9 protein-coding genes and 1 tRNA gene are annotated in these 12209 nt (G+C 64.8%); 5 read left to right on the forward strand and 5 right to left on the reverse strand.

Annotation, left to right across the window (positions count from 1 at the left end; all coding sequences use genetic code 11):
* The first annotated feature begins 135 nt into the window (after positions 1-135).
* Together QTH91_RS13255 and QTH91_RS13260 are read left to right on the forward strand one after the other, a co-directional pair.
* Positions 136-621: a tripartite tricarboxylate transporter TctB family protein gene (locus tag QTH91_RS13255; protein WP_286660528.1), complete on the forward strand. Its 486-nt coding sequence runs from the start codon at positions 136-138 to the stop codon at positions 619-621.
* Positions 622-636: 15 nt separating this feature from the next.
* On the forward strand, positions 637-2151 hold the full coding sequence (locus tag QTH91_RS13260; RefSeq protein WP_286660529.1) for a tripartite tricarboxylate transporter permease: 1515 nt from the start codon (positions 637-639) through the stop codon (positions 2149-2151).
* A gap of 87 nt (positions 2152-2238) precedes the next feature.
* Here QTH91_RS13260 and QTH91_RS13265 read toward each other — a convergent pair.
* Positions 2239-2314: transfer RNA gene (locus tag QTH91_RS13265), tRNA-Ala, on the reverse strand.
* A 21-nt stretch (positions 2315-2335) separates the two neighbouring features.
* Here QTH91_RS13265 and QTH91_RS13270 point away from each other — a divergent pair.
* On the forward strand, positions 2336-3295 hold the full coding sequence (locus QTH91_RS13270; protein WP_286660530.1) for an alpha/beta hydrolase: 960 nt from the start codon (positions 2336-2338) through the stop codon (positions 3293-3295).
* Between the two features lie 77 nt (positions 3296-3372).
* Here the strand turns inward: QTH91_RS13270 and QTH91_RS13275 are convergent, their stop codons facing one another.
* Complete coding sequence (locus QTH91_RS13275) at positions 3373-4350, reverse strand: GMP reductase (RefSeq protein WP_286660531.1); 978 nt, start codon at positions 4348-4350, stop codon at positions 3373-3375.
* A 243-nt stretch (positions 4351-4593) separates the two neighbouring features.
* On the opposite strand from QTH91_RS13275, the gene QTH91_RS13280 reads away from it, so the two are divergent.
* Positions 4594-6984 (forward strand): UvrD-helicase domain-containing protein, encoded by a 2391-nt coding sequence (locus QTH91_RS13280; protein WP_286660532.1) that lies wholly within the window; start codon positions 4594-4596, stop codon positions 6982-6984.
* A gap of 21 nt (positions 6985-7005) precedes the next feature.
* Here the strand turns inward: QTH91_RS13280 and QTH91_RS13285 are convergent, their stop codons facing one another.
* From QTH91_RS13285 to QTH91_RS13295, 3 genes are read right to left on the reverse strand one after another with little or no spacing between them, the layout of a single operon-like run.
* A complete protein-coding gene (locus QTH91_RS13285) occupies positions 7006-7800 on the reverse strand; it encodes a BPSS1780 family membrane protein (protein ID WP_286660533.1) in 795 nt (264 codons plus the stop codon).
* Between the two features lie 27 nt (positions 7801-7827).
* Positions 7828-8889: a homoserine kinase gene (locus QTH91_RS13290; RefSeq protein WP_286660534.1), complete on the reverse strand. Its 1062-nt coding sequence runs from the start codon at positions 8887-8889 to the stop codon at positions 7828-7830.
* A 7-nt stretch (positions 8890-8896) separates the two neighbouring features.
* Positions 8897-9271, reverse strand: a complete 375-nt coding sequence (locus QTH91_RS13295; RefSeq protein ID WP_286660535.1) for a PepSY domain-containing protein — start codon at positions 9269-9271, stop codon at positions 8897-8899.
* Positions 9272-9393: 122 nt separating this feature from the next.
* Here QTH91_RS13295 and polA point away from each other — a divergent pair, with 122 nt between their 5' ends.
* The gene (polA, locus tag QTH91_RS13300) at positions 9394-12204 is read left to right on the forward strand and encodes a DNA polymerase I (RefSeq protein ID WP_286660536.1); all 2811 of its coding nucleotides are present in this window, start codon (positions 9394-9396) and stop codon (positions 12202-12204) included.
* Positions 12205-12209 lie beyond the last annotated feature (5 nt).

Below are 12209 nucleotides of genomic sequence, written 5' to 3' on the forward strand. Positions count from 1 at the left end.
GCCACTCACTCGATCGGCGTTGGCCCGTACTGATTCCCCCTGGTCATGCCATGCGGTTGCGAAACCGCATGGCTTCTGCCGTGCGGGCATATCTCTCTCTTCAATTTTCCCGGGACTAAAAGGACCGCTCATCAGATGAAGATCAAGCGCCAGAAGGACTTCTATTCAGGACTCATGTTCGCCATTGCCGGCGCCAGCTTTGCCATTGGTGCCGGCAACTACAACATCGGCAGTGCTGCGCGCATGGGCCCGGGCTACTTTCCGCTGCTGCTCGGTGGGATCCTGAGCCTTCTGGGACTGGTGGTCGCGGCGCTGTCGCTGCGCTCGTCCGAGGAGCCCAACACCATCGGTTCGATTGCGTGGAAGCCCCTGTTGCTGGTGATCGGTGCCAACTTGGTCTTCGGCATCCTGCTCGGCGGAATGCCCACCATCGACTTGCCCGCCATGGGCTTGATCGTCGCCATCTATGCGCTCGTGGTCGTGGCGGCCATGGCGGGAACGAAGTTTTCGCTCAAGTCAGCGCTGGTCCTGGCGACAGTGCTGGCGATTGGCAGCTACCTCACTTTCATCGTTGGCCTGAGTCTGCAATTCCAGGTCTGGCCCACTTTCATTTCGGGTTGACCCAGGGGTACGACGATGGAACTGTTCCAACACCTGGCGCTCGGTTTCGAGCACGCATTCACCATCCAGAACCTGATGTACGCCTTCGTCGGCTGCCTGCTTGGCACGCTGATCGGTGTGCTTCCGGGCATCGGACCCGTGGCAACGATCGCCATGCTTCTGCCGGCCACCTACGCACTGCCGCCGGTGGCTGCGCTGATCGCCCTGGCGGGCATCTACTACGGATCGCAATACGGGGGGTCGACCACGGCCATCCTGGTCAATCTGCCAGGCGAATCGGCGTCGGTCGTGACAACGCTCGATGGGCACCAGATGGCCAAGCAGGGACGCGGTGGCCCTGCGCTTGCCGCCGCCGGCCTTGGATCGTTCTTTGCGGGGTGCGTCGGCACCTTGATCCTGGCAGCTTTCGCGCCGCCGCTCACTGAGCTTGCATTCAAGTTCGGGCCGGCTGAGTATTTCTCGCTGATGGTGCTGGGCCTCATCGGCGCCGTGGTGCTGGCTTCGGGCTCGCTGCTCAAGGCCATCTGCATGATCTTCCTGGGCTTGCTCATCGGGCTGATCGGCACCGACGTGAATTCGGGCGTTGCCCGCTATTCCTTCGACATTCCCGAATTGACCGACGGCATCAGCTTCATCGCCATCGCGATGGGCATCTTCGGCTACGGCGAGATCATCGCCAACCTGTCCAAGCCCGAACAGGAGCGCGACGTCGGCGTGGCGAGCGTGACCCACCTGTGGCCGACAGCACAAGACTTCCGCGACATGACCCCCGCAGTCCTGCGCGGGACGGCACTCGGTTGCACGCTGGGCATCCTGCCGGGCGGCGGCTCGCTGCTGTCTTCATTTGCCTCGTACACGCTCGAGAAGAAGATGCCCCTGCGAGCTGGCGAGAAGCCCCTGGGAACGGGCAACATCCGAGGCGTTGCCGGGCCGGAGTCGGCCAACAATGCGGGCGCGCAGACGTCCTTCATCCCGCTGCTGACGCTGGGCATCCCGGGCAACCCGGTCATGGCGCTCATGGTTGGCGCGATGACCATCCACAACATCCAGCCTGGCCCTCAGGTCATGTCGAGCAACCCCGAGTTGTTCTGGGGCCTCATCGCTTCGATGTGGATCGGCAACCTGATGCTGATCATCCTGAACCTTCCGCTCATCAGCATCTGGATCAAGCTGCTGACGATCCCGTACCGGTGGCTGTTTCCCGCGATCGTGCTGTTCTGTGCCATTGGCGTGTACTCGACCAACAACAACACTTTCGACGTCTGGATGGTTGGCCTGTTCGGCATCGTCGGCTATATCTTTCACAAGCTCGAATGCGAGCCGGCGCCGCTGCTGCTTGGCCTGATCCTCGGGCCGATGATGGAAGAGAACCTGCGGCGGGCGCTGCTCCTGTCGCGTGGAGACTGGGGGGTGTTGGTCACCAGGCCGATCTCCGCGGGCCTCTTGATCGGCGCGGTGCTGCTGCTGATCGTGGTGCTGAGCCCGTCTGTGCGCAGCAAGCGCGAAGAGGCCTTCGTCGAGGCGGATTGACCAACTGGTGGCGCGCGGCGGGAGTCGCGCGTCACCCCAAAAGAAAAGCCAGGCCATCGCGAACCGAGGGCCTGGCTTTTGGGACTTTGGTGGAGAGGAGGAGGATCGAACTCCCGACCTCCGCATTGCGAACGCGGCGCTCTCCCAGCTGAGCTACCCCCCCAACGCAGATCGCAAGTCTAGCGTGAAAGCCCGCGATCGGCACATCGGCGTCGCGGCCCCCGCTGACCATGCCATCATCGCCGGCATGGATTCACACAAGAAGACTTCGAGCAAGCCCCGGCTGAAGGATCCCGACTGGCTGGAGCGCATGTACAACAACCGCGCCCTGGTGCCTGACTTCGGCGACTACTTCGAGCGCTGGACCCTGCAGTCCGAGAAAGTGCGCGCCACGCAAACCTGCAGCATCGATCTTCCCTTCGGCGATGGCGAGGGCGAGAAGCTCGATGTGTTTCCCACCGACGCCGCGGGCGCGCCAGTGCTGGTGTTCATCCACGGTGGCTACTGGCGCTCGCTGGACAAGAGCCAGCATTCTTTCATTGCCCCTGCATTCACAAGCCGAAAGGTGTGCGTGGTGGTCCCGAACTACGCTCTGTGCCCAGGCAGTGAACAGGCGCCTGTTTCGATCTCGCACATCGCGCTGCAGATGACCCGCGCGCTGGCCTGGACCTGGCGCCATATCTCCGCCTACGGCGGCGATCCGCGCCGGATCACAGTGGCGGGCCACTCCGCGGGCGGCCATCTGGCGGCCATGTTGCTCGGCTGCGACTGGTCGCGCGTTGCACCCGACCTGCCGCCTGATCTGGCGCGCAATGCGTTGTCGGTATCGGGTCTGTTCGATCTGGAACCGTTGCGGCGAGCGCCGTCGTTCCAGCAGTCGCTCAAGCTGACGCCCGACGAGGTGCGACTCGTGAGCCCGGCGATGTGGCCCCGGCCTCAACGCGGCCAGCTCTACGCTGTGGTCGGTGGTGACGAAAGCCCGGAGTTCCTGCGCCAGAACAAGCTGATCAGGAAGGCGTGGGGCAAGGCGACCGTTCCCGTGTGCGAAGCCGTACCCGGCATGCAGCACTTCAGCGTGCTCGATGCGCTGGCCGAACCCGGCCATTCGCTGAATCAACAGGCGTTTCAACTGCTGCAAGCCTGAAAAGCGAAATGGCCGCCCTGGGGCGGCCATGTTCTGCGGGCATTTGCGAGGCCATCGATGCGCGATGGCTCGGCCAGTTACATCAGCAAATGCTCGCCTGCGTTGTCGCCGCCCAGCGTCACGTAGTTGACCTTGCGGATGTCCATCAGCTTGCGGCCGCCCGCGTAGCTGATTGAGCTTTGCACGTCCTGCTCCATTTCGATGAGCGTATTGGCCAGCTTGCCCTTGATCGGCTCGAGGATGCGCTTGCCTTCCACGTGCTTGTATTCGCCCTTGTTGAAGTCGCTCGCCGAGCCGTAGTACTCCTTGTAGAGCATCCCGTCGACCTCGACCGTCTTGCCGGGCGATTCCTCATGCCCGGCAAACAAGGAGCCGATCATGACCATCGATGCGCCGAAGCGGATGCTCTTGGCAATGTCGCCGTGGTCGCGGATGCCGCCGTCGGCAATGATGGGCTTGGTGGCCACGCGTGCGCACCACTTGAGCGCCGACAGCTGCCAGCCGCCTGTGCCGAAGCCGGTCTTGAGCTTGGTGATGCAGACCTTGCCCGGACCGATGCCCACCTTCGTGGCGTCGGCTCCCCAGTTTTCGAGGTCGATCACGGCCTCGGGCGTCCCGACGTTGCCGGCAATGACGAAGGACTTCGGCAGCTTCTGCTTCAGGTAGCCGATCATGTTCTTCACGCTGTCCGCATGGCCGTGCGCGATGTCGATGGTGATGTATTCGGGCACCAGGCCTTGCTCGACCAGTTGGTCGACGGTCTCGTAGTCGGCCTTCTTCACACCCAGCGAGATCGAGGCGAAAACGCCTTGGGCATGCATGTCCTTGACGAACTTGACGTTGTCGAGGTCGAAGCGGTGCATGACGTAGAAGTAGCCGTTCTTGGCCAGCCACGTGCAGATGGTCTCGTCGACCACCGTCTTCATGTTGGCCGGAACGACCGGGATGCGGAAGCTGCGCCCGCCCAGCTCGACGCTGGCGTCGCATTCGGAGCGGCTTTCCACGCGGCACTTGCGGGGAAGCAGGAGGATGTTGTCGTAGTCGAAGATTTGCATGGCCAAGTCCTATGAAAGGATGTCGAAAAAGCACAAACGGATGAGCGCTTGGCTTGGCCGGTCTTCTTGTGGCGGCTGGAGCGAATTCGCGGGACGCGACGAGTAGCACCCGGACGATTCGGCCACAAAAAACCGGGCGCAAGAAACTTGGGCCCGGTGATTGATTCTACGCCATCACGCCCCTTGCTGCTGCCTGGGGAATTTGTATAGGGCGCATACGCGGTGCTTTCTACAATCGAGAGAATGTCCCTCGAACTTCCGGCGGTTGCCGCTTATTCCCCGCTGCTCGCGAACCTCAACCCCGAACAGCGTGCCGCCGTTACCTTGCCCGAGGGCCACGCGCTGATCCTTGCGGGCGCAGGGTCGGGCAAGACGCGCGTGTTGACGACCCGGATTGCGTGGTTGCTGCAGACCGGGCAGGTGAGCCCGGGAGGGATCCTTGCTGTGACCTTTACCAACAAGGCCGCCAAGGAGATGCTCACGCGCCTGTCCGCCATGCTGCCGATCAACGTGCGCGGCATGTGGATCGGCACCTTCCACGGCCTGTGCAACCGCTTCCTGCGCGCGCACTGGAAGCTGGCCGGCTTGCCCGCCACGTTCCAGATCCTGGATACGCAAGACCAGTTGTCGGCCATCAAGCGGCTGATGAAGCAACACAACGTCGACGACGAACGCTTCCCTGCCAAGGAGACCCAGTGGTTCATCGCCGGCGCCAAGGAAGATGGCCTGCGACCGCGTGACGTCGAGATTCGCCGCGATGACGACCGCAAGCGTGTGGAGCTGTATCAGCTGTATGAGGAGCAGTGCCAGCGCGAAGGCGTGGTCGACTTCGGCGAACTCATGCTGCGCAGCTACGAATTGCTTCGCGACAACGATGCTGTGCGCGAGCACTACCAGCGGCGCTTCCGGCATCTGCTGGTCGACGAGTTCCAGGACACCAACCGCCTGCAATACGCCTGGCTCAAGATGCTGGCCGGCAACACGGTTGATGGGCGCTTCGTCCCGGGCGGCAACAGCGTCCTGGCGGTGGGCGACGACGACCAGAGCATCTACGCCTTTCGCGGCGCACGCGTGGGCAACATGGCCGACTTCGTGCGCGAGTTCCACGTCGACCACCAGATCAAGCTGGAGCAGAACTACCGCAGCTTCAGCAACATCCTGGACTCGGCCAATCACCTCATCGACCACAACACGCAGCGACTGGGCAAGAACCTGCGAACCGACCAGGGGCCGGGCGAGCCGGTTCGCGTCTACGAGTCGCCGACCGATTTCGCCGAGGCGCAGTGGGTGGTCGAGGAAATGCGGCAACTCGTGCGAGAAAACGGCATCGAGCGCAAGGAGATTGCGGTGCTCTATCGCAGCAACGCGCAGAGCCGGGTACTCGAGACCGCGCTTTTCAATGCCGGCGTGCCGTATCGCGTGTATGGCGGCCTGCGCTTCTTCGAGCGTGCCGAGATCAAGCATGCGCTGGCCTACCTGCGCCTGCTCGAGAACAAGGAAGACGACACGAGCTTTCTGCGCGTGGTCAACTTCCCGCCGCGGGGCATCGGCGCGCGAACGATCGAGCAGCTTCAGGATGCGGCGCGCAGCGCGGGCACGTCGCTGCATGCGGCGGTTGGCGCGGTGAGCGGCAAGGCCGGCGCCAACCTGGCCGCCTTCGTTGCACGTCTGGATGTTCTGCGAGAGCAGACGCAAGGCATCAGCCTGCGCGAGATCATCGAATTGGTGCTGCAGCACAGCGGCCTGGTCGAGCACTACCGCGCGGAGCGCGAAGGCGCCGATCGGGTCGAGAACCTGGAGGAACTGGTCAATGCGGCCGAGAGCTTCGTGACCCAGGAAGGCTTCGGCCGCGATGCCGTGGCGCTGCCGGTCGACGAACTGCGGCAGTCCGCGGCCAGCCAGGGCATCGATACCAGCCAGCCGCTCATCGACGAGGCGCTGGTGGCGCCAGACGCCGAGACGGGCGAGACGCTCAGCCCGCTGGCGGCATTCCTGACCCACGCCGCCCTGGAATCAGGCGACAACCAGGCGCAGCCCGGCCAGGACGCGGTGCAACTCATGACGGTGCACGCTGCCAAGGGCCTGGAATTCGACTGCGTCTTCATCACCGGACTGGAGGACGGCATCTTCCCGCACGAGAACTCGATGAGTGACCGTGAAAGCCTGGAGGAAGAGCGCCGCCTGATGTACGTGGCCATCACGCGGGCTCGCCAGCGCCTGTACCTGACCCATTCGCAGACTCGGCTCCTGCATGGCAAGACGCGCTACAACCTTCGCAGCCGCTTCTTCGAGGAGTTGCCTGAAAGCGCGCTCAAGTGGCTCACGCCTGCGCGCGCTGGCTTTGGCGCCGGATCGTCTTCCTACGAGCGGTCAAGCTGGGGCGGCCAACGCGCCGGTGGCGCAGGAGGCTGGAACTACGACCGCGACAGCCTGGCCGGGGCGCCGGTGCCACCGCAGAAAGCGGCTCCCGCACATGGCCTGCGCTCAGGCATGCAGGTGTTTCACAACAAGTTTGGCGAAGGCACGGTGCTGGCGCTGGAGGGCACCGGAGACGACGCCAGAGCCCAGGTCAAGTTCGGACGCCACGGCGTCAAGTGGCTGGCTTTGGCCGTGGCGAAGCTGACGCCGATCTGATGCTGCCGGGGCGGCGCGCCGCTATTCGGAGAAGCTGTCGCGGAAGGTGAACCAGACCGAGCTGAAGAACATCGCGGCCAGAACCAGCGCGCCGCCGATCATCAGCACGCTGCCCATCGCCGTGGCGCCGCCTGCCATGGCGCCCACGGCCATCAAGAGGCCAGTCAGGAGGCTGATCACGATGCCCGCGCCGATGAACACGCCAAACCAGACGATGCCGAATACCGTCAACGCTCCGAAATTGCGAAAGCAGGCCACCAGGCTGAAGAAGATGCTCTTGACCGGGGGCACGCCGTGCCAGTGCAGCAGCGCCGGCGCATGCCAGAAGGCCAGCGACAGTGGCAGGTAAAGCGCCATGGCGATCCACACCGCCATCCGGAAGCTGTCCTGCTGCGCGATCTCCTGCGTGAGCTCGCCGCCGAACAGGTAGATGGATGCAAACTGCCCGCCGTCGGCCAGCGCGGACACGGCCATGACCGCCAGGAAGCCCACGGCATAGATGACGCCCAGCACCGCCAGGGGCTTGAGGTCGCGACGCACGGCGTTCAAGGCTGCCATGAACACACTGCCCGCGGGCGGCCTGCCCGGCGCTGCGCTGGCCGCAGCGGCAGTGGCGGCCAGCAGGGCCAGCGTCATGGTGGGGAGCAAGGCCAACGCCACCGCGCTGCCGACAAACGGCAACTGCGAGGCGATCGACATGATGGCCATGAAGAAGAAGAACAACGAGATGAACGCCAGCGGCTGGCGCCAGAACGTGGACAGGCCTTGGCGCACCCAGAGGATGCCCGTGCGGGCGGAGACGATTTGCAGTTTCATGGAATCTGACCCCGCGGCACCGGGGGCCTAGGCGGCGCAGGCCGGCGCATCGGCCTGCGCTGCGGTGTCGAAGGGATGCAGGGCGCGGGAGCGATGCCGCAGCACACGCTCGAAATGGCGCGGATCATGCGGCTTGAGCATGGCTGCTTCGCGCGGGAGGTAGAAGTCCCACAGTCGGGAGATCCAGAAACGCAACGCCGCCGCGCGCAGCATGGCGGGCAGCAGCGTGCGTTCGGCGGCCGTCAGGGGCCGGACCGATTCGTAGGCCGAGAGCAGCGCAGCCGTGCGGCCTTCGTGCGCTTCGCCCGTCGGCAGGTCGATCGCCCAGTCGTTCAGGCACACCGCCAGATCGAACGCCCAGTGGTCGGTGCCCGCAAAGTAGAAGTCGAACACGCCGGACAGATGGGGCGGATGCCCCGGTTCATCCTCGCGGACGGCGAACATCACGTTGTCGCGGAACAGATCGGCATGCACCGGACCGCGCGGCATGGCCGCAAAGGCGGGCGTCTGGGCCACATGGTTCTGGTAGGCCAGTTCGCTGGCGAGCAGCGTGGACTGCGCTTCATCCAGGTAAGGCATGACCACCGGCGCGGTTTCGTTCCACCAGGTCAAACCACGCAGGTTCGGCTGGATGCGCGGAAAGTCGCGCGCGGCGATGTGCATGCGCGCAAGCGCGACGCCCAACTCGGCGCAATGGGCCTCGGTGGGGGCGAGTTCGCTGCGTCCGGCCAGGCGATGGACCACCGCGGCAGGCTTGCCGGCCACCATGTGGATGAACTCGCACGGCGCGTTGGCAGGAATCTCGAGCGCGTGCCCTTCTGGTGGCACGATGGCCGGATCGGCAAATGGCTCGGGCACCTCGATGCCCTTGCTTGCCAGATGCTTCATCAGGCAAAGGTAGTACGGCAACTGTTCGGCACCCAGGCGCTCGAAAAGCGTGAGCACGTATTCGCCTTGGTCGGTGCTGGCGAAGTAGTTGGTGTTCTCGATGCCGCCTTCGATGCCCTTGAGCGCATGCAGCGATCCAAGGCCCAGGCGCGCCATCAACTCGCGGGCTTCATCGAAGCCGACTTCCGTAAAGACAGCCACAGGGCGGTCAGAACTTCAGGACATTCCAGACGGCCGGCCCGGTGCCGCCGGTCGCCTCGCCTTGCCCCTGCGAGTTGGTGCGCGACGGGTTGGTCGGCTTGACTTCGTACTGAGGCATATTGCCCTTGGGCGTTACCGTGATGTCCTTGGTTTCGCCGCCGACACGGAGTTCGTCGACCTTGGTGCCGCCGTCATCGATGTGGATGCGCTCGATCTTCTGGTTCTGTCGTCCCTCTTCGCGCTGCAGATCCTTGCCCGGGATGGACTCGGCCGCGGGAGGCGCCGAGGTTGCGGGGGCCTGGGCCAGTGCAGAGCCGGCCAGCGCCGCGCAGGCGAGCGTCAGCAGCGTGGCGGGAAGGGAAGGAAGGTTCGGGCGGGGCATGATGGCGGCTATTGTAGGTCTGCTGCCCCGTGCGTGCGCGCCATGGCCGGGTGCCTCGCACAGGTACTCGAACGCAGTGGGCACGCCCCGGGCAGGTCGACCGCGGCAGGCAAAATGCCTGGATGAGCGACAACAAGACCCTGCTGCTGGTGGACGGATCGAGCTATCTCTACCGCGCATTTCACGCCATGCCGGACCTGCGCGCCGTGCCTGGCGACCCGACCAGCGCCGCCACCGGCGCCATCCGCGGCATGATCAACATGATGACGGCGCTGCGCCGCGAGGTCCGAGCCGACTACGCCGCCTGCATCTTCGACGCGCCAGGCAAGACCTTTCGCGACGACTGGTACCCCCAGTACAAGGCCAACCGCTCCCCCATGCCGGACGATCTGCGCAGCCAGATCGACCCCATCCATCAGGTGGTCCGCCTGCTTGGCTGGCCGGTGCTTTGCGTTCCCGACGTCGAGGCCGATGACGTGATCGGCACCCTGGCGCGCACCGGGCAGTCCCAGGGCGTGGAGGTGATCGTCTCCAGCGGCGACAAGGACCTGAGCCAACTGGTGACGGAGCACATCACCATCATCGACACGATGAACGGCAAGAAGCGCGATGTTGCCGGCGTGACGGCCGAGTTCGGCGTGCCCCCCGCGCTGATGGTCGACTACCAGACGCTGGTCGGCGACACCGTGGACAACGTGCCGGGCGTGGAGAAGGTCGGGCCCAAGACCGCCGCCAAGTGGCTCACGCAGTATGGATCGCTCGATGCGCTGATCGCCCACGCGGGCGAGATCAAGGGTGCCGCTGGTGAGAACCTGCGCAAGGCGCTGGATTGGCTGCCGCAGGGGCGCCGTCTCGTCACCATCCGCACCGACTGCGATCTGGACGGCCACGTGCCGGGCTTGCCGGCGCTGGATGCCCTTGCCATCGGCCCGCAGCAGGTCGAGGAACTCAAGGCCTTTTACGACCGCTTCGGCTTCAAGTCCCTGGTCAAGGCGCTGGAGGCGCAGGAGGTGCCGCCCGAACTGCTCGAAGACGCGGTGCGAAAGGCGGGGCAGGGCGCCAAGGCCGGGCCCCAGGCGGGACCGGGACTGTTCGATGCCGCCAGCGATGCGGCCGCATCGGTCGCCAGCAACCTGCGCTACGACACGATCTTCGAATGGCCCGACTTCGATCGCTGGTTGGCGCGGGCCATGGCGGCCGACCTTGTCGCGATCGACACCGAGACCGACTCGCTCGACGAAATGGTCGCTCAGATCGTCGGCATTTCGCTCTCGGTGGAGCCCGGCGAGGCGGCCTACATCCCGCTGGGCCACAACTACCCCGGTGCCCCAGCCCAGTTGCCGCGCGACGAGGTGCTGGCGCGCCTGCGGCCGTGGCTGGAAGACGAGGGCCGCAAGAAACTCGGCCAGCACATCAAGTACGACCGGCACGTCTTTGCCAATCACGGCATCGAAGTGCGCGGTTATGCGCACGACACGATGCTCCAAAGCTACGTGCTCGAAGCGCATCGTCCGCATGGCTTGTCGAGCCTGGCCGAGCGGCATGTGGGGCGCAGCGGCATCGACTACGAAGACCTGTGCGGCAAGGGTGCGCACCAGATCCCGTTTGCCCAGGTGGACATCGCCCGCGCCGCCGAATATTCGTGTGAAGACTCCGACCTCACGCTGGACGTGCACCGTGTGCTGTGGCCTCAGATCGAGGCGGACGAGAAGTTGCGCTTCATCTATCAACTGGAGATGGACAGCAGCGAGACGCTCTGTCGCGTGGAGCGGCACGGCGTGCTGATCGACGCGCCCGTGCTGGCGCAGCAGAGCCAGGAACTGGGCGCGCGGATGCTGGCGCTCGAGAAAGAGGCGCACGAACTGGCGGGCCAGCCTTTCAACCTGGGCAGCCCCAAGCAGATCGGCGAGATCTTCTTCGGCAAGCTGGGCTTGCCCGTGGTGAAGAAGACGCCGAGCGGCGCGCCGAGCACCGACGAGGAAGTGCTCGAGAAGCTTGCCGAAGACTATCCATTGCCCGCGCGCATCCTGGAGCATCGCGGCCTCTCGAAGCTCAAGGGCACCTACACCGACAAGCTGGGCCAACTGGCCCTGCCGAGGACGGGCCGGGTCCACACGCATTACGCGCAAGCAGTGGCCGTGACCGGCCGCTTGTCGAGCAACGACCCCAATCTCCAGAACATCCCGATCCGCACGGCCGAAGGGCGGCGGGTCCGGGAGGCGTTCATCGCCCCGCCGGGTCATGTGATCGCCAGCGCCGACTATTCGCAGATCGAATTGCGCATCATGGCGCACATCAGCGGTGACGAAGCACTGCTGCGTGCCTTCACCGAAGGCATGGACGTGCATCGCGCCACCGCTGGCGAAGTCTTCGGTGTACCGCCGGAAGAAGTGAGCAGCGAGCAGCGCCGCTACGCCAAGGTGATCAACTTCGGGCTGATCTACGGCATGAGCAGCTTCGGGCTCGCGCGCAACCTGGGCATCCAGAATGCGGCCGCCAAGTCCTACATCGACCGCTACTTTGCGCGCTATCCAGGGGTGAAGGCCTACATGGACGAGACCCGGCTGTCGGCCAAGTCGAAGGGTTATGTCGAGACCGTATTCGGCCGGCGGCTCTATCTGCCCGAGATCAATTCACCCAATGGCCCGCGCCGTGGCGGCGCCGAGCGAGCCGCGATCAATGCGCCCATGCAGGGCACCGCCGCCGATCTCATCAAGCTGAGCATGGTCAAGGTCCAGCGTGTGCTCGACGAGGAGGCACGCGGCACGCGGATGATCATGCAGGTGCATGACGAACTGGTGTTCGAGGTGCCCGAAGACGAGGTCCAATGGGTGCGCGCCGAAGTGCCTCGCCTGATGGCTGGCGTGGCGGCGTTGAAGGTTCCTCTGCTGGCGGAAGTGGGCATGGGGCCCAACTGGGACAAGGCTCACTGAGGCGA

It is taken from the genome of Variovorax dokdonensis (assembly GCF_030316895.1).
GTDB lineage: Bacteria > Pseudomonadota > Gammaproteobacteria > Burkholderiales > Burkholderiaceae_C > Variovorax > Variovorax dokdonensis.

Excerpts from the sequence above, each read along its gene's own strand:
- QTH91_RS13280 (WP_286660532.1), top strand. The coding sequence starts at position 4,594 with ATGTCCCTCGAACTTCCGGCGGTTGCCGCTTATTCCCCGCTGCTCGCG.
- QTH91_RS13255 (WP_286660528.1), top strand. The coding sequence starts at position 136 with ATGAAGATCAAGCGCCAGAAGGACTTCTATTCAGGACTCATGTTCGCC.
- QTH91_RS13295 (WP_286660535.1), bottom strand. The coding sequence starts at position 9,271 with ATGCCCCGCCCGAACCTTCCTTCCCTTCCCGCCACGCTGCTGACGCTC.
- polA (WP_286660536.1), top strand. The coding sequence starts at position 9,394 with ATGAGCGACAACAAGACCCTGCTGCTGGTGGACGGATCGAGCTATCTC.
- QTH91_RS13260 (WP_286660529.1), top strand. The coding sequence starts at position 637 with ATGGAACTGTTCCAACACCTGGCGCTCGGTTTCGAGCACGCATTCACC.
- QTH91_RS13275 (WP_286660531.1), bottom strand. The coding sequence starts at position 4,350 with ATGCAAATCTTCGACTACGACAACATCCTCCTGCTTCCCCGCAAGTGC.
- QTH91_RS13285 (WP_286660533.1), bottom strand. The coding sequence starts at position 7,800 with ATGAAACTGCAAATCGTCTCCGCCCGCACGGGCATCCTCTGGGTGCGC.